The sequence below is a fragment of the Aeromonas allosaccharophila genome, assembly GCF_000819685.1.
GTDB classification, from domain to species: domain Bacteria; phylum Pseudomonadota; class Gammaproteobacteria; order Enterobacterales; family Aeromonadaceae; genus Aeromonas; species Aeromonas allosaccharophila.
On the sequence record NZ_CDBR01000113.1, the window covers coordinates 1 to 15,670 of the forward strand.

Annotated in this window: 17 protein-coding genes; 2 read left to right on the forward strand and 15 right to left on the reverse strand. The window is 61.0% G+C overall.

Annotation, left to right across the window (positions count from 1 at the left end; genetic code table 11):
- Positions 1-321: 321 nt before the first annotated feature.
- Positions 322-630 (reverse strand): YeaC family protein, encoded by a 309-nt coding sequence (locus tag BN1115_RS20035; RefSeq protein WP_042658559.1) that lies wholly within the window; start codon positions 628-630, stop codon positions 322-324.
- A 40-nt stretch (positions 631-670) separates the two neighbouring features.
- The gene (locus BN1115_RS20040) at positions 671-2,104 is read right to left on the reverse strand and encodes a glyceraldehyde-3-phosphate dehydrogenase (RefSeq protein WP_042658560.1); all 1,434 of its coding nucleotides are present in this window, start codon (positions 2,102-2,104) and stop codon (positions 671-673) included.
- Positions 2,105-2,314: 210 nt separating this feature from the next.
- On the opposite strand from BN1115_RS20040, the gene BN1115_RS20045 reads away from it, so the two are divergent.
- Together BN1115_RS20045 and BN1115_RS20050 are read left to right on the forward strand one after the other, a co-directional pair.
- On the forward strand, positions 2,315-3,115 hold the full coding sequence (locus BN1115_RS20045; protein WP_042061030.1) for a DUF2989 domain-containing protein: 801 nt from the start codon (positions 2,315-2,317) through the stop codon (positions 3,113-3,115).
- Between the two features lie 7 nt (positions 3,116-3,122).
- Positions 3,123-3,686, forward strand: coding sequence for an NUDIX domain-containing protein (locus BN1115_RS20050; protein ID WP_042658561.1), 564 nt, complete (start codon positions 3,123-3,125; stop codon positions 3,684-3,686).
- A 105-nt stretch (positions 3,687-3,791) separates the two neighbouring features.
- Here the strand turns inward: BN1115_RS20050 and lipA are convergent, their stop codons facing one another.
- The 13 genes from lipA to BN1115_RS20115 all read right to left on the reverse strand — a co-directional run bounded on the left by lipA (position 3,792) and on the right by BN1115_RS20115 (position 15,614).
- Positions 3,792-4,757 (reverse strand): lipoyl synthase, encoded by a 966-nt coding sequence (gene lipA / locus BN1115_RS20055; protein ID WP_042658562.1) that lies wholly within the window; start codon positions 4,755-4,757, stop codon positions 3,792-3,794.
- Positions 4,758-4,842: 85 nt separating this feature from the next.
- Entirely contained in the window at positions 4,843-5,520 is a 678-nt protein-coding gene (gene lipB, locus BN1115_RS20060) for a lipoyl(octanoyl) transferase LipB (RefSeq protein WP_042658563.1), read from the reverse strand.
- Between the two features lie 62 nt (positions 5,521-5,582).
- Positions 5,583-5,846 carry a DUF493 family protein YbeD gene (gene ybeD / locus BN1115_RS20065; protein ID WP_042061038.1) on the reverse strand — a complete coding sequence of 88 codons (264 nt, stop codon included), beginning with the start codon at positions 5,844-5,846 and terminating at the stop codon, positions 5,583-5,585.
- Between the two features lie 292 nt (positions 5,847-6,138).
- Entirely contained in the window at positions 6,139-7,335 is a 1,197-nt protein-coding gene (locus BN1115_RS20070) for a D-alanyl-D-alanine carboxypeptidase family protein (RefSeq protein ID WP_042061040.1), read from the reverse strand.
- Between the two features lie 186 nt (positions 7,336-7,521).
- The gene (locus BN1115_RS20075; protein ID WP_042658564.1) at positions 7,522-8,511 is read right to left on the reverse strand and encodes a septal ring lytic transglycosylase RlpA family protein; all 990 of its coding nucleotides are present in this window, start codon (positions 8,509-8,511) and stop codon (positions 7,522-7,524) included.
- Positions 8,453-9,451 carry a lytic murein transglycosylase B gene (mltB, locus tag BN1115_RS20080; RefSeq protein WP_042658565.1) on the reverse strand — a complete coding sequence of 333 codons (999 nt, stop codon included), beginning with the start codon at positions 9,449-9,451 and terminating at the stop codon, positions 8,453-8,455. The genes BN1115_RS20075 and mltB overlap by 59 nt, the downstream gene beginning before the upstream one ends.
- Positions 9,451-10,554, reverse strand: coding sequence for a rod shape-determining protein RodA (gene rodA, locus BN1115_RS20085; protein ID WP_042061047.1), 1,104 nt, complete (start codon positions 10,552-10,554; stop codon positions 9,451-9,453). Before rodA ends, mltB begins: the two co-directional genes overlap by 1 nt.
- Entirely contained in the window at positions 10,547-12,469 is a 1,923-nt protein-coding gene (gene mrdA / locus BN1115_RS20090; RefSeq protein WP_042658566.1) for a penicillin-binding protein 2, read from the reverse strand. Before mrdA ends, rodA begins: the two co-directional genes overlap by 8 nt.
- Positions 12,470-12,518: 49 nt before the next feature.
- Entirely contained in the window at positions 12,519-12,986 is a 468-nt protein-coding gene (rlmH, locus tag BN1115_RS20095) for a 23S rRNA (pseudouridine(1915)-N(3))-methyltransferase RlmH (RefSeq protein ID WP_042658567.1), read from the reverse strand.
- A gap of 19 nt (positions 12,987-13,005) precedes the next feature.
- A complete protein-coding gene (rsfS, locus tag BN1115_RS20100) occupies positions 13,006-13,347 on the reverse strand; it encodes a ribosome silencing factor (protein ID WP_033135359.1) in 342 nt (113 codons plus the stop codon).
- 103 nt (positions 13,348-13,450) lie between these two features.
- Positions 13,451-14,101, reverse strand: coding sequence for a nicotinate-nucleotide adenylyltransferase (nadD, locus tag BN1115_RS20105; protein ID WP_042658568.1), 651 nt, complete (start codon positions 14,099-14,101; stop codon positions 13,451-13,453).
- A complete protein-coding gene (gene holA, locus BN1115_RS20110; RefSeq protein ID WP_042658569.1) occupies positions 14,095-15,132 on the reverse strand; it encodes a DNA polymerase III subunit delta in 1,038 nt (345 codons plus the stop codon). Before holA ends, nadD begins: the two co-directional genes overlap by 7 nt.
- Positions 15,132-15,614 carry an LPS-assembly lipoprotein LptE gene (locus BN1115_RS20115; RefSeq protein ID WP_005335160.1) on the reverse strand — a complete coding sequence of 161 codons (483 nt, stop codon included), beginning with the start codon at positions 15,612-15,614 and terminating at the stop codon, positions 15,132-15,134. The genes holA and BN1115_RS20115 overlap by 1 nt, the downstream gene beginning before the upstream one ends.
- Positions 15,615-15,670: the final 56 nt, after the last annotated feature.

A 15,670-nucleotide genomic window follows, 5' to 3' on the forward strand; every position in this document is an offset into this window, starting at 1 on the left:
TGGAAGATACGCATAAAAAATCCGAAACCAAATCAACAGGTTTCGGATTTTTACACATCAGGAGGATCGGTCAATGGATCCTTAACTGATCGGCATTATCGGCAGGTGGCCCGCTTATTCTTCGCTGGCTGCAAGCCAGCTCCCTTCTCCCCCGGCGGGAGAAGGGCTGGGGATGAGGGGGATGAGTCACCCTGCAGAGAGAGGAAAAAAGAGGGGAGCCATGATGGCTCCCCTCTTTGCTATTTATCGCACTCTTTATCGAACTATGTATCGCACTATCGCTATTCGACTGGCCGCCGCGAGACGGGATGGCGAGTGGTCTCAGTGGTTGAGATTGACCCGCACTATCTCTTCCTCAACCGGCTGATTCTCATCACGAAACAGCCTCTTTAGCTCGCTCTTGCTCTTCATCACGATCTCGCCATCGCGGCCGATGTTCATGTGCTCCGGGTTGTCGAGGTGCATCGCTTGCCAGGCCATCACGGCTTGCAGCGATGTGGCCTTCTGCTCGTCGGTGAGGGGCTTGCCATCGGGCCACTTGCCCAGCTCGACTGCAGTCTTGAGCCGCTCGTACACCTCTTGTGGCATCTGCCTGATTGCTTGCAAAAACTCACCCTGTTGAAACGACATCCGGCCTTCTCCTTGCACATTGAGCCATGACGAATCGGGATCAGGCCGGCAGATCCTGGCGGACTACGCCAGCCATCTGCTCCATCACCCGCACTACCTGACAACTGTACCCGAACTCGTTGTCATACCATACGTAGAGCACGCAGTGATCCCCCTCGGCGATGGTCGCCTGGGAGTCAACGATGCCTGCATAACGGGAACCCACCATATCGGAGGAGACCAGCTCGGTGCTGGCGCTAAAGTCGATCTGGCGATGGAGCGCCGAGCTTAACGCCATCTGTTGCAGATAGGCGTTGAGGCTCTCCCGATCGGTAGCCTGCTCCAGCGACAGGTTGATAATTGCCAGCGAGACATTGGGGGTCGGCACCCGGATGGCGTTGCCGGTCAGCTTGCCCTTGAGCTCTGGCAGCGCCTTGGCCACCGCTTTGGCGGCGCCGGTGCTGGTCATCACCATGTTGAGGGCGGCGCTGCGACCACGGCGCTCTCCCTTGTGATAGTTGTCGATCAGGTTCTGATCGTTGGTGTAGGAGTGGACCGTCTCCACGTGGCCGTGGCGGATGCCGTACCGCTCCTGCATTACCTTGAGCACCGGAGTGATGGCATTGGTGGTGCAGGAGGCGGCGGAGATGATCCTGTCATCCGGCCCTATCACCTCATGGTTGACCCCGAACACCACGTTCTTCATCTCCCCCTTGCCGGGGGCGGTCAGCAGCACCTTGCCGGCACCGCGTGCCTTGAGGTGCTCGGAGAGGCCTGCCTCGTCACGCCAGACGCCGGTGTTGTCGACGATCAGCGCATCGTGGATGCCGTAGGCGGTGTAGTCGATATCGGCCGGGCTGTTTGCGTAGATCACCTGAATGAAGGTGCCGTTGGCGATGATGGCGCTGCGCTCCACATCCACTTCGATGGAGCCGTTGAAGGGGCCGTGCACCGAGTCGCGGCGTAGCAGGCTGGCGCGTTTCTCCAGATCCCCTTCACGACCGCCACGGACCACGATGGCACGCAGGCGCAGCGGATTGGCGGCGCCGGTACGCTCGATCAGCAGGCGGGCCAGCAGGCGGCCGATGCGGCCAAAACCGTAGAGCACCACGTCGGTGGCTTGCGGCATCTGGTTGCGGCCAAGGGCCGGTGCCAGTCTGGCTTGCAGATAGTCCTCGATCCCCGCCTCATCCTGATGATCCTGCCAGTAGCCGACCGCCAGTTTGCCAAGGTCAACCTCGGCGGCGGTGGGTTTGAGGGCAACGATGGTCTGGAGCAGGGGGAAGCTTTGCTGGATGGGGAGGGGAGCGCCCTGGTGGCGGCGGACGACCCGGTGGGCCTTGAGGATATCGATGGTGGAGGCGTTTTGCAGCGGGCGGCCGTAGAGGGTGATCTCGACCCCTTGTTGTCGGTAGAGGCGACCAATCAAGGGCTGCATGGCTTCGGCGAGCTCCTGGCTCTCCTGCCACGCTTGCAAGTAGTGCTCGTGGGTCATTGACCAGATCCTTTATTTCACGTTGTTGGTGTAAATAGAAAATTCGTCGAATGCAGATCAGTGTAGGGGTGTATATTTCGTTATATTATTCTGCAATCGCGGCCTTATATGGCGCGCGCATTGTAATGGATATGTAACCGGTTTGCTAGCCGTAGGTGGCCACTCGAGGCTCCCGTTGTTACCAACTGCGTTATCAACAAGATGTGAGCCATGGCCAATTTCCCCCTGCGACAGACTTTCATCATGCTTTCCGTCGGCCTTGTCGTGGCGGGCTGCAATGACGACCGGATCCACAATATTTGCAGCAACCATCCCGAGCTCTGTCAGGATCTGGTAGACGATGGCTGGTGCCGCTACGAGCGTACCGACATCATTCGCAGCCGCTTCTACCTCAAGGAGGAGGGGACGGATCGGCGCAAGTACGAGCTGATGCGCAACCTTGAGCGCTATCTCAAGTGTGCCGAGCGCTCCACCAACATCGAGTACAAGAATGCCCGCGAGCAGAAGAGCCCGCGGGTGGAGGGGATGCTGGCGGCCGGGGATCAGCTGGCCCAGCTCGATGTGGCCACCCGCAACTCGCAAGATCCCTATCTGCTGCTCTGGCACTGGACCAACAACACTAACGAGCTGGCCCGCCAGCAGTTTATGGCGCTGGAAGGTTCCAAGGTGCTCGACGAGCCGGAGCTGCAACTGGCGCTCGGCGGTATCTACGCCAAGAGTGACCCCGAGAAGGCCATCGCCACCCTGCAGCGCGGCCTCTCCCTCTATCGGGAGGGAGAGCAGGTCAACAGTCGCATGCTCACCTCTCTCAGCACCCTCTACATGGGTCAGAAGCAGTACGGGCTGGCCTATTTGTGGGGCAAGGTGAGCGAGTCGTTTCAGGATGCGCCAGAGGTCTCTGCCAAGCGTTTTGGCATCTATCACTCCCTGAGCAAGACCGAGCAGGATGGCTACGATGTGCGGGCTGCCGAGATTGTCGAGCAGCTCAAGCATGGCAACTACCGGCCCTGATGCAGTGATGACGACGCTCTCCCCGGCCAGCTGCTGGCCCAATCCGTTCGATCTCTCTTTCGTTCATGGCGAGGTAATCACCGATGGCCGCACCCTGGAGCGGCTCACGGTGCGTGCCGTGGTGCCCCGAGGCGACGAGCTGCTGCTGGTGCACTCCCGGGTCAACGGCGATCTGATGTTCCCCGGTGGCGGCGTTGAAGCGGGGGAGAGCCACCATGTGGCGCTGGCCCGAGAGCTGCTGGAAGAGTGCGGTGCCGAACTGGTGGAAGTAGGGGCTCTGCTTGGCGAGACCCGTGAATACCGCGCCGCTCGCGAGCCGGGGTTTGATGCCTACTGCATCCGCTCGCTCTACTACTTGTGCCGGATTGGCGATCAGCTGGTGGCCCCGCAGCCGCAGCCCTACGAGATCCGCCTCGGCTTCATGCCCGGCTGGTTTGCCCTCGACGAGGCGCTGCAGACCAACAAGACCCAGTTGGCGGGGCCCTGTCCCCAATGGACGGCGCGGGAGACCCGGGTGCTGGCCCAGCTGCAACGCTGGCATCAGCAGGGGATCTTCGATAACGGCTGCTGAGCACATCAAGCAGTAGCGGTCAGGGATATCTACAAAAAGAGCGCCAAAAGGCGCTCTTTTTTAATTGCAATGGAGGCGGTTACTTGACCTCTCTGTCGTGCGAGGTTATTTGACCTCTTCGCCTTTGGCTTGCAGATCCGCATGGTAGGAGGAGCGAACGAAAGGACCGCAGGCTGCGTGGGTAAAGCCCAGCGCCATGGCGACATCTTTCAGCTCGTCAAACTCTGCAGGCGGCACGTAGCGCTTCACCGGCAGGTGGTGGCGGCTCGGCTGCAGATACTGACCCAGGGTCAGCATGTTGACGCCGTGGGCGCGCAGATCTTTCAGCACCTCGACGATCTCTTCGTTGGTTTCGCCAAGACCCATCATGACACCGGATTTGGTCGGTACATGGGGGTGCATCTCCTTGATGCGGCGCAGCAGCTCCAGCGACCACTTGTAGTCGGCACCCGGGCGGGCGACGCGATACATGCGCGGCGCGGTTTCCAGGTTGTGGTTGAAGACGTCCGGCGGGGTGTCGCGGAATACCTCAAGGGCCTGCTCCATCCGGCCACGGAAGTCCGGGGTCAGGATCTCGATGCGGGTCTGCGGGCTGTGCTCGCGGATCTGCTTGATACAGTCGGCGAAGTGCTGGGCACCGCCGTCGCGCAGGTCATCGCGGTCCACCGAGGTGATCACCACGTATTTGAGCCCCATCTCCTTGATGGTGAGTGCCAGTTTCTTCGGCTCTTCCGGATCGAGCGCCAGCGGGCGGCCGTGGGCCACGTCGCAGAAGGGGCAGCGGCGGGTGCATATGGCGCCCATGATCATAAAGGTGGCGGTGCCGTGGTTGAAGCACTCCGCCAGGTTGGGGCAGGAGGCCTCTTCACAGACAGAGTGCAGCTTGTTCTTGCGCAAGGTGCTCTTGATGTGTTCGATCTTCTGGCTGGAGGGGGGCAGCTTGATCCGCATCCAGTCCGGCTTGCGAAGGAGTTCTTCGTTGGGATCCGGCATGAATTTCACCGGGATCAGGGCCATCTTGTCGCCATCGCGCAGCTTGACGCCCGGCTCCATACGAACGGGTTTGCTCATGATTCACTCTCGGTGTTTGTTATTGTCTGGTTGGTAGCCATCAGGGTCTGCTCGGAGCCCTCATGGTTGCACGGCATGGGGTTGCTCATGCTGCTTCTTCGGTATTGATGATCGTTTGATAGCCAATCAGGTTGGCCAGTTCGGCCACCAGAATGGATTGCGCCTCGGCCACGCTTTGCGGGCCGCCCAAGGCGCTGGTCTGGGTCATGGCCATGCCCGCATAGCCGCACGGATTGATGTGCAGGAAGGGGGTCATGTCCATGTTGATGTTGAGGGCCAGCCCGTGGAACGAGCACCCCTTGCGGATGCGCAGCCCCAGCGAGGCCAGTTTGGCCTCCATGCCGAGATCATTTTTCACATAGACCCCGGGGGCATCGGCCTTGGCATAGGCCTGGATATCGCTCTTGGCGAGGGTGTTGATGATGGCTGTCTCCAGTGCGGTCACCAGCTCGCGTACCGAGAATTTGCAGCGGCGGACATCCACCAGTACGTAGAGCACCAGCTGGCCCGGGCCGTGATAGGTTACCTGACCGCCGCGATCGCTCTGCACCACCGGGATATTGCCCGGATTGAGCAGGTGTTCGGCCTTGCCGGCCTGACCCTGGGTGTAGACGGGATCGTGCTCGACCACCCAGAACTCGTCCGGGGTGTCGGGGGTGCGGTTGTCGGTGAAGGCTTTCATGGCGTCCCATACCGGCTGGTAGGGGCGGCGACCCAGCTGCCTGACAATCAGGCTGGACTGGGCGGGGATCTGGGATGACATGGCGTCCTCGCGGCGTGCTGCGGCCAAAAACAGTCGCCCCGCAGAACGGGGCGAGAGAGAAATTACAGTACGTATTTCACCAGCTCGATCTTGCCAAGGGCGTGGTACATCGCTTCGATGTGCTCTTTGCTCTGGGCCGTCACGGTCACGCGGACCGAGTGGTAGTTGCCCTTGGAGCTGGGCTGGACTGTCGGGCTATAGGTGCCGGGGGCGTGCTGCTGCAGCACTTCAACCACCCTTTCCGGCAGTGCCGGGTCGGCAACGCCGAGCACCTTGAACGGGAATTTGCAGGGAAACTCCAGCAGTTCATCAAACTTGGTATTCATTTACTCACCTTTTGCGTCATCAACGGGATGACTTCATCTTGGATGGCTAGTGGCCGATGGCCCGTGAAGGCCGCCATTTCAAGTCTATATGGGCACGGCTCATAACTATATGGGCGCTGCCCGAACCGGGATCAAGGCCAGGATCGGTCAGACAAGGATGGAAGTGCTGCTTTTTACCACAAATCAGGGTAAGGCGGAACCTGCAGTTTACAGGGTTATTCACTGCCTTTGCCGGTCACAGACAGCAGCGGCGCCTGTTGGCGCCGCTGTTTGGTGAGGATTGTGCGTCGGATTACTTGAACCAGCTGGTGACCAGCAGTACCAGGTAGTCCCACAGACGGCTCATCAAGCCACCTTCCTGCACCTCTTCCAGGGCAACCAGCGGCACCTGCTTGATCTCTTTGTCGCCCTGCTTCAGGAACACGGTACCGACGCGCTGACCCTTGGCCAGCGGCGCTTTCAGCTCGCTGTCGAGCTGGAAGTCAGCCTTCAGGTTGTTGCCCTGACCGCGGGTGACCAGTACGGAGACATCTTTGTCGACGCCCAGTTTCACTTCAGACTTGTCGCCCATCCAGATCTTCTGGGTGACCAGCTCGGTGCCAGCCTTGTACGGGGTCAGGCTCTGGAAGAAGCGGAAGCCGTAGGTGAGCAGTTTTTTGCTCTCGGCGGCGCGGGAACCTTCGCTGCTGGCGCCCAGCACCACGGCGATCAGGCGCATGCCTTCGTTGTTGGTGGCAGAGGAGACCAGGTTATAGCCGACCTGGCTGACGTGGCCGGTCTTGATGCCATCCACTTGCAGGGATTGATCCCACAGCAGGCGGTTACGGTTGTGCTGGGTGATGCCGTTGAACACGAAGGATTTCTGGGAGTAGATCTTGTACTCCTCCGGCAGGTCGCGGATCAGCGCCTGACCCAGACGAGCCATGTCGTGAGCGGTACTGTAGTGACCTTCCGCATCCAGACCGTGCGGGTTCATGAAGTGGCTGTCATTCATGCCGAGCTTGGCGGCCCAGCTGTTCATCAGGCTGGCGAAGGAGTCGGTGCTGCCTGCCAGGAATTCGGCCATTGCGACGCAGGCGTCGTTGCCAGACTGGATGATGATGCCCTTGTTCAGGTCATCGACGGAGACCTGCTTGCCCACCTCGATAAACATCTTGGAGGAGTCGGAGTAGTTCTTGGACCAGGCGTTCTGGCTGATGGTCACCATGTCGGTGCGCTTGATGTTCCCCTTCAGCAGCTCCTGGCCGATGATGTAGGAAGTCATCATCTTGGTCAGACTGGCGGGCGGCAGACGCTCTTCGGCGTTCTGCTCGGCCAGCACCTGACCGGAGTAGTAGTCGATCAGAATATGGGCCTTGGCGGAGATCTCCGGCGCGGCGGGTACCACCATGGGCATGGCATTCGGGGTCGGTGTCGGCACCGGCGTATTGGCCTGGGCGGTTACGCTGATCAGTGAGGCCAGAAGAACTGAACGGGCAAATTTGGACATCTTGAAATTCCTGCGAGCCAGATGGGGATAAAATGCGGGCCTAACTATACCAGATGCGCCCGCAGGTTATAGCCCGACATGGCGATCAGAACTGGTTTTTTATCCATCACTCCCTGTCATCACGCCATAAAACGACGTGATGACAGTGAGTAAGCGGTTAGTCACATCCGCGGCAAAAGGGGGCGTTCAGGGCACGATAAAGGCCTGTTCCAGCCCGCCCTGACGAACTTTTTCCAGCACACTTGCCTGCTGGTCGGCGGCGACCGGGCCAATCAGCACCCGGAAAATGGCACCATGGGCATCGACCCGGTAGGGCACGCCGTAACGCAGGGTCATCACCTTGCCCATCGCCTCGGCCCGCTCCCGGGAGCCGCTGGCCAATACCTGGATCATCTTGCCATCACCACTGCTGGCGGGCGCTGCAGCCTTGGCTGGCGCTGGTTTGACCGGTGCCGCTTGGGCGGGCTTGGCCGTTGGCGCCTTGACGGGCGCAGGCGCGGGGTCGGCGGCGGGAGTGGCCATCGCCAGCGCGGTCGGTTCACCCAGGAAGCCATCTTGTGACAGGGTGTTGGAGGCTGCTGCGGCCGGGGTGGTCGGGGTCATCTCGATGGGCTTCATCGGCTCCATGATCACCATCTGATCCGGGGTGTCGTTGATCAGCTCCAGCCGTACTCGCGCTTCACCGCTATCGACCATCTCCAGCTGCTTTGCGGCCGCGTAGGAGAGATCGATCAGGTTAGGGCTGTTGAACGGGCCGCGATCGTTGACCCGCACGATCGTCTCCAGCCCGTTGTCCAGATTGGTGACCCGCACATAGCTCGGGATCGGCAGGTTGCGGTGGGCGGCACTGAACAGCTTGCTGTCCAGAACATCGCCGTTGGCGGTCTTCTGGCCGTCCAGATCCGGCGACAGCCAGCTGGCGGTGCCCTCTTCGCTGTAGTGCTTGATATCGCGCCACACCTCGTTTTTCTGCTTGCCGATCCAGTAGTCCCGGTTGCCGCTGGCACTCAGGGGCTCGGGGCGCGGAATGGCGCCGGTGGCTTGCGGGATCTCGATAACGGGTGGCTTGCTGACCGGTGCTTGCGGCTCGACGGGGGCGGACTGTTCCGGCTGGCTGCTACAGGCGGCCAGCAACAAGCTCAGGCTGAGCGGGAGGAGTTTGTGACGAAGATGCATACGCTTCCTGAATGGCTTGGCTAAGTTGATACACCGCCATCGCATAGAGTGGGCTGCGATTGTAGCGGGTGATCACATAAAAGTTATGCCGTGCGACCCAGTATTCCGGTCCATCGGCTTGGGCAAACGCCAGTAACTTGACCGGCGTCTGTGGGGCCAGCGGCGTGGCGAGCTCAATCCCTGCCGCCGCCAGTTCTGACCACTGTTGTGTAAGCTCGGGCTCAGATCTCAGAAAAGGTTCGACTGCCATCAGCCCGATCTGGGCCGGTTCCACCACGGATTCGCCCCAGCGCCACTGGTGGCTGGCAAAATAGTTGGCCACGCTGCCGATGGCATCGACCGGGTTGGCAAACAGATCCCGTTTGCCATCGCCGTCAAAATCGACGGCGTAGTGGCGGTAGCTGGAGGGCATGAACTGCCCCATTCCCATGGCGCCGGCATAGGAGCCCTTGAGGCGCTCCAGCGACCAGCCCTCTTCCCTTGCCAGCAACACCAGCTGGGCGAACTCCTTGGCAAAGAAGTCGCTGCGTTCGGGGTAGTGAAACCCCAGGGTGTAGAGGCTATCGAGCACCGGATGACGGCCCATCTGGCGACCATAGAAGGTCTCGACCCCGATGATGGCCACGATGAGCGAGGCGGGCACCCGATAGGTCTGCTCGGCGCGGGCCAGCACCGCCGCATGCTGCTGCCAGAACTGCTGCCCGTCACGGATGCGATCAGGGGTAACGAACAGCGGCCGGTAGCGATGCCAGGGTTTGGCTTCCCACGGCTTGCTGATGGTGTCGAGTACCTCCTGCCGTAGCTGGGCGCGGGCGACGGCGGCCTGCAACGCCGCCAGCGGCACCTGTTGCTGCTCGGCGAGCAGGGCCAAGCGATCCGGCGCCACGGCAGCGGTCGCCATCGAGGCGGCGAGAGAGAGCAGCAATCCAACCCGTCTCATCAGGCGAGCAGTCTTCTATGAGTCTGGATGGACATCAGTATGCCAAAGCCGGCCATCAGGGTCACCATGGAGGTACCGCCATAACTCACCAGCGGCAGGGGAACACCCACCACCGGCAAGATGCCGCTCACCATGCCCATGTTAACGAACACATAGACGAAGAAGGTGAGGGTGATGGCGCCACCCAGCAGTCGCTCGAAGCTGTTCTGGGCCTGCATCGAGATAAACAGGCAGCGGCTGATGACGTAGAGGTAGAGCACCAGCAGCAGGGCAACCCCCACCAGCCCGAACTCCTCGCTAAATACCGCGAAGATGAAGTCGGTGTGGCGTTCGGGCAGAAACTCCAGCTGGGACTGGGTCCCTTGCAGCCACCCCTTGCCAAAGACGCCGCCGGAGCCGATGGCAATCTTGGACTGGATGATGTGATAGCCACGGCCGAGCGGGTCTTTCTCCGGGTCGAGCAGCATCAGCACCCGCTGGCGCTGGTAGTCGTGCATCAGGAAGAACCAGAGCACCGGCATAAAGGCGACCATCAACATGACCGCCAAGCCGATCAGCCACCAGCTGAGTCCCGCCAGAAAGATGACGAAGAAGCCGGAGGCCGCCACCAGAATGGAGGTGCCAAGGTCGGGCTGGGCGGCGATCAGCAGGGTAGGCAGCAGCACCATGATGAGGGCGATCACCACATGGCTGAACTTGGGGGGCAGCGAGTGGCGACTGAGCCAGGCGGCCACCATGATCGGCATGGAGAGCTTCATCACCTCGGAGGGCTGGAACTTCATAAAGCCGAGATCGAGCCAGCGCTGGGCCCCCTTGCCGATGTGGCCGAACACGTCCACCGCAATCAGCATCAGCACCACCACGGCGAACAGCGGCACCGACCAGCGGGCGTAGAGGGAGGGCGGCAGCTGGGCCATGCCAATCATCAGGGCAAAGGCGAGGCCGCCGCGCACCAGCTGGCGCACGATGGAGTCGATATCCTGACCTGAGGCGGAGTAGAGCACCACCATGGAGAGGGTCATCACGGCCAGCAGACCGAGCAGCAGGGGCAAGTCGATATGCAGCTTGTACCAGATACTCTGCTGGCGAGCTGAATTACTCATGGGGGGCGACCTCACTCGGTTGGGACGGCTTTTCCGGTGCCGGTGGCAGTTGCGGATCAGGGGGCAGCAGATAGGCATCCAGCATCTGGCGTGCAATGGGCGATGCCGCCCGGCCACCACCACCACCGATGGAGTTTTCCAGCACCAGTGCTACCACCGCTTTTGGCGCCTCAAAGGGGGCGTAAGCGACGAACAGGGCGTTATCGCGATGCTCCGCCTTGACGGTTTTGATGTTATAGACCTGGTTTTCCTTCATGTTGACCACTTGGGCTGTGCCAGATTTGCCACCGGAGGTATAGGGGGCATTGGCAAAGGCGTGGCGACCACTCCCTTCCTTGCCTTGGTTCACCCGCCACATCCCCTCCTGCGCCACTTTCCAGTAACTATCGCTCTTGAGCTTGAGGGCGATATTGGGGTTGATGGGGGCATCGACCACCCCCGCCTGGGAGGCGGTGCTCTTGAGCAGGTGCGGGGTCACGTCGTGGCCGTTCTGGGTCAGGATACTGATCGCCTTGGCCAGCTGGAGCGGGGTGGCGCTCCAGTAGCCCTGACCGATACCGACAGAGATGGTGTCACCCTGATACCAGGGTTGGCGCCAGCGGGCCATCTTCCAGTCGCGAGACGGCATGACCCCCTTGGTCTCTTCATAGAGATCGACGCCGGTGTACTGACCGAAGCCGAACTTGGTCATGTAGTTGTGGATCTTGTCGATGCCGACCCGATAGGCGAGATCGTAGAAGTAGGTATCTGCCGAGACCTCAATGGCGCGATAGACATCGAGCCAACCGTGGCCCCACTTGCGCCAGTCGCGGAACTTCTTGGTGGTGCCGGGAATGGAGAAGCTCGGGCCACCAAAATAGCGGTAGCCGGGAGTGATAGCCCCCTCGTTAAGACCCATGATGGACATCATGGGTTTGACGGTGGAGGCGGGGGCATAGATGCCCTGAGTGGTGCGGTTCACCAGCGGCCGCGCCGGATCGTTGAGCAGCGCCGAGTAGTTGGCGCTGGAGATGCCGGTCACGAACAGGTTGGGGTCGTAGCTCGGGCTCGACTCCAGGGCCAGGATGGCGCCGGTTCTCGGGTCCATCATCACGATGGCACCGCGCTGGCCGGCCAGCAGTTGCTGGGCCTTGAGCTGCATCCGGACGTCGATATTGAGGTAGATATCCTGGCCGGGAATGGGCGGCTGGAACTTGAGGGTGCGGACAATCCGGCCGCGGTTGTTCACCTCGACCTCCTGATAGCCCGCCACGCCGTGCAGCTGATCCTCGTAATACTTCTCCACCCCCTGCTTGCCGATATCCTTGGTGGCCGCGTAGTTGGCGAGTTTTTCTTCTTTGTCGAGGCGTTCCACATCGCGGGTGTTGATCTTGGCCACATAGCCCAGCGCATGGGTGAGGGTGTCACCAAACGGGTAGTAGCGCTTCAGGTAAGCCTCGATGCTGGCGCCCGGGTAGTTGTGCTGGTTGACCGAGAAGAGGGCCACCTGATACTCGGTCAGCTTCTCGTAGAGGGCGACCGGCTTGAAGCGACGCTGGCGCTTCACTTCGGCGAGGAACTTCTCCTTGGTGCCTTCCGGCAGCCCCAGCAGGGTGATCAGCTGGTCGGCGGTTTTTTCGAGATCCGTGGTCTCTTCCGGTACGATTTCCAGACTGTAGACTGGGCGGTTTTCCGCCAGCAGTACGCCGTTGGCGTCATAGATCAGGCCCCGTGGCGGCGCCACCGGGACTACACGGATGCGGTTGGAGTTGGATCGAGTCTGGTAGGTGTCGTAGGACTCGACCTGCAGATAATAGAGATTGCCCAGCAGCACCAGCATCAGCACGACGATGCCGATGTAGGCTACCAGGGTGCGCCGGAAGAACAGATTGCCCTCGGCACTGTGATCGCGCATTTCGATGCGTTGTTTCAGCATGCCTTTACCTCAAGACCCTTGGGGGCAATAACAGCAGGAACTGCATTGTTCACTCTCTGTGATACGGGTGATTTGTAGTGATGCTCCAGGCCCGATAGAGGCTCTCGGCCACCAGTACCCGCACCAGCGGATGGGGCAGGGTGAGCGGTGACAGCGACCAGCTCTGTTCGGCGGCAGCCTTGCACTCGGGGGACAAGCCTTCCGGCCCGCCGACCAGCAGGGCGACATCGCGGCCATCGTGTTTCCACGCTTCCAGCTGGGTAGCCAGCTGCTCGGTAGTCCAGGGTTTGCCCGGAATATCGAGGGTGACGATACGCGAGCGGCCTGCGGCCGCCAGCATGGCTTCCCCTTCCTTCTGCAGGATGCGGGGAATGTCGGCATTTTTGCCGCGTTTGCCGGCGCCAATCTCGACGAGTTCAAACGGCATGTCTTTCGGGAAACGGCGACGATACTCTTCGAAGCCATGCTCTACCCAGGCGGGCATCTTGGTGCCCACCGCAATCAACTGGATCTTCATGGTCGTTACACTTGTGCTCTTATTGCGTATTCACTTGAGCGGCACCGCTCCACAGCTTTTCCAGTTGGTAGAAGTCACGATGTTCATCCTGCATCACATGCACGATCACCGAGCCCATATCTACCAATACCCATTCACCGCTCAGTTGCCCTTCCACGCTCAGCAGATCGAGACCCGCGTGGCGGGCCTCGCTGGCCAGATGGTGGGCAATGGCGCTGACGTGACGACTGGAGTTGCCGGAACAGACGATCATGGTGTCAGTAATGCTGGATTTGCCGCGTACATCGAGGGTGATGATGTCGCGGCCTTTCATGTCATCGATCTTGTCGATGATAAAGGCATGCAGTTCTTGGCCTTGCAATGAGTCTCTCCTCTGTTCCGGCGCGCAGCGTTTGCGTCAGGGCGGCGGATTATATCATGGTCACTCCCGTTTCCCATCGGGTGGGGCGGGATTACGACAGGGGCTAGCGGCGATTGGCGCGGTAGAGCCCCTGTTGATCAATATAGTGCGCAACCGACTCGGGCAAGAGGTAGCGGGTGTCTTGCCCCGCATCCAGCAGGGCCCGCAGCCGGGTGGCTGACAGTTCGATGGGCTGGTTGTCCGCCAGCCAGATATGGCCGGCCAGACGCTGGTGCAGCGCGCTGGCGTCAGTGGTGTGATGGCGCGCCAGCAGCAGCGCTACTTCGGCCGGATACTCCGGTTGCCAGCCCGGCCGCACGCTCACCACCAGATGGGCATAGTCGAGCAGCTCCTGCCAGCGGTGCCAGCTTGGCAGGCTCAGCAGGGAATCCATCCCCATCAGAAAACAGAGCGGCGTATCGGGCAGTTCATGACGCAGCTCGATCAGGGTATCGATGGTGTAAGAGGGTTTATCCCGCATCAGCTCCCGCTCATCCACCACAAAGTGGTGGTTCTCCGCCGCCGCCAGTCTGACCATGGCGAGGCGCTGTTCGCTGGAGCAGAACGGATTGGCGCGGTGGGGCGGGATATGGTTCGGGATCAGCCGCATCTCGGCCAGCCCGAGGGCATCGCGCGCCTCGATGGCCGGGCGCAGATGCCCGATATGGATGGGGTCGAAGGTGCCCCCTAGCAGGCCAATGGGCGCCTTCAGCACGGGCTGTTCTCCATCACCAGCGGCAGCGGGGTGCCATCACGAAAGCCGAGGGCAATGGTCTGCAGCATCAGCCACGCCTGTTCGGTATCGAAGCGGCGCTGGGCATCGTCCAGCTGGGCCATCAGTTGCCACAGTTGCTGCAACTTGGCAAACGGCAGGCGGGTCAGTGCTTGCTGAATGAGCTGCTGGCGGCTCTGCCAGATGCGCAGGCGGCTGAAGTGCTCACCCAGCGGCTGGCCGTTGCGCATCGCCAGCGACAGCTCGGTTAGCTGTTCCAGCTCGCGGCAGAGGGTCCAGGCCAGCATCCCTGGCTCGGTGCCTTCGGCCCGCAGGGCGGCCAGAATGCGCTGGGCCCGGTTCACCTTGCCCTCCAGCAGGGTATCGACCAGCTGGAACGGGGTGAAGTGGGCGTGGCGGATAATGGTCTCTTGCAGATAGGTGACGCTGATGGGCTGGGGCGGCGAGAGCAGGGTCAGCTTCTCGATCTCCTGACTGGCGGCCAGCAGGTTGCCCTCGTAGGAGTGGCACATGAAGTTGATGGCATCCGGCAGCGCCTTGAGGCCGAAACGCGCAAAGCGGGCACTCATCCAGCGCGGGAAGAACTTGGGCTCCGGATGGTTGACCGGCACATAGGTGCCAATCTGGTAGAGCTTGTCGAACCAGGCTGCCTTTATCTGGGTCTGGTTGAGGCGACCGCCACTCAGCACCAGCAGCAGGTCGGGATGAAGCTGCTTGCCAATTTCGCTGATGCGGGCGGCCAGATCCTTGTCCACCTTGGCGGGCAGCTCCAGCTCGATGATCTGGCGGGCGGAGAAGAGGCTCATGGCCTGACAGGCATCGTAGACCTGATTCCAGTCCAGCCCCTGTTCCACCACGAAGGTGTGGCGTTCATCGAAACCCTGCTTGCGGGCGACCTGACGGATGGCATCGATGGCCTCCAGTCGCAACAGGGGCTCGTCGCCAAAAACGAGATAGCAGGGCCGAAGCCCTGCTTTGAGGTGGTCACCAAATTGTTCCGGGTAGATCCGCATCAGAAGCTGACCTGACTCAACTGCCGAATCACCTGATTGGCCGCCTGCTCCTGCATTTCGCGGTTGAGCTGCTCCTGCTCACGGGAGGAGGCGAGCGCTGCATCCGGCTTGTTGAGGAAGCTGCGGTTGAAGTTGATGGGGAAGACCTGAGTCGGCTTGCCCGGTACCGAGATGGTGAACTGGGTACCAAAGCCCAGCACATATTCGGTGTCCGTCCCCAGCGCGTTGACCGAGGCAACCTGACTGGTGCTGCCTACACCGCCCAGAGTGAGCACCGGAATGCCCTCCTTGTCGGCCAGGGTCACGCCAGAGGCTTTCAGACGGGTAGTAACCATCCGGTAGAAGTCGCTCTTGTTGTCGCCCACGACCTTCATGGTCATCAGCTCGCTCGGAATGCCGTTGCCGCGCATATGAAAGCCGCAGCCTTGCAGCAGCAGACCAGCCAGCACGATGGCCATCCAGCGGGTGAAGATGGTGCCCATAGAAAATCCTCTTTGCATTAAGGGAAAGCGGCGGGCGCAAGGCCCGCCGTTATCAT

Bases quoted from the DNA above. Each gene is read 5' to 3' on its own strand.
- BN1115_RS20070 (WP_042061040.1), bottom strand. From the start codon at position 7,335: ATGTCCAAATTTGCCCGTTCAGTTCTTCTGGCCTCACTGATCAGCGTA.
- rodA (WP_042061047.1), bottom strand. From the start codon at position 10,554: ATGAGTAATTCAGCTCGCCAGCAGAGTATCTGGTACAAGCTGCATATC.
- lipA (WP_042658562.1), bottom strand. From the start codon at position 4,757: ATGAGCAAACCCGTTCGTATGGAGCCGGGCGTCAAGCTGCGCGATGGC.
- BN1115_RS20075 (WP_042658564.1), bottom strand. From the start codon at position 8,511: ATGCATCTTCGTCACAAACTCCTCCCGCTCAGCCTGAGCTTGTTGCTG.
- BN1115_RS20050 (WP_042658561.1), top strand. From the start codon at position 3,123: ATGACGACGCTCTCCCCGGCCAGCTGCTGGCCCAATCCGTTCGATCTC.
- lipB (WP_042658563.1), bottom strand. From the start codon at position 5,520: ATGTCATCCCAGATCCCCGCCCAGTCCAGCCTGATTGTCAGGCAGCTG.
- rlmH (WP_042658567.1), bottom strand. From the start codon at position 12,986: ATGAAGATCCAGTTGATTGCGGTGGGCACCAAGATGCCCGCCTGGGTA.
- mrdA (WP_042658566.1), bottom strand. From the start codon at position 12,469: ATGCTGAAACAACGCATCGAAATGCGCGATCACAGTGCCGAGGGCAAT.
- BN1115_RS20040 (WP_042658560.1), bottom strand. From the start codon at position 2,104: ATGACCCACGAGCACTACTTGCAAGCGTGGCAGGAGAGCCAGGAGCTC.
- holA (WP_042658569.1), bottom strand. From the start codon at position 15,132: ATGCGGATCTACCCGGAACAATTTGGTGACCACCTCAAAGCAGGGCTT.
- BN1115_RS20045 (WP_042061030.1), top strand. From the start codon at position 2,315: ATGGCCAATTTCCCCCTGCGACAGACTTTCATCATGCTTTCCGTCGGC.
- BN1115_RS20035 (WP_042658559.1), bottom strand. From the start codon at position 630: ATGTCGTTTCAACAGGGTGAGTTTTTGCAAGCAATCAGGCAGATGCCA.
- ybeD (WP_042061038.1), bottom strand. From the start codon at position 5,846: ATGAATACCAAGTTTGATGAACTGCTGGAGTTTCCCTGCAAATTCCCG.
- mltB (WP_042658565.1), bottom strand. From the start codon at position 9,451: ATGAGACGGGTTGGATTGCTGCTCTCTCTCGCCGCCTCGATGGCGACC.
- BN1115_RS20115 (WP_005335160.1), bottom strand. From the start codon at position 15,614: ATGGGCACCATCTTCACCCGCTGGATGGCCATCGTGCTGGCTGGTCTG.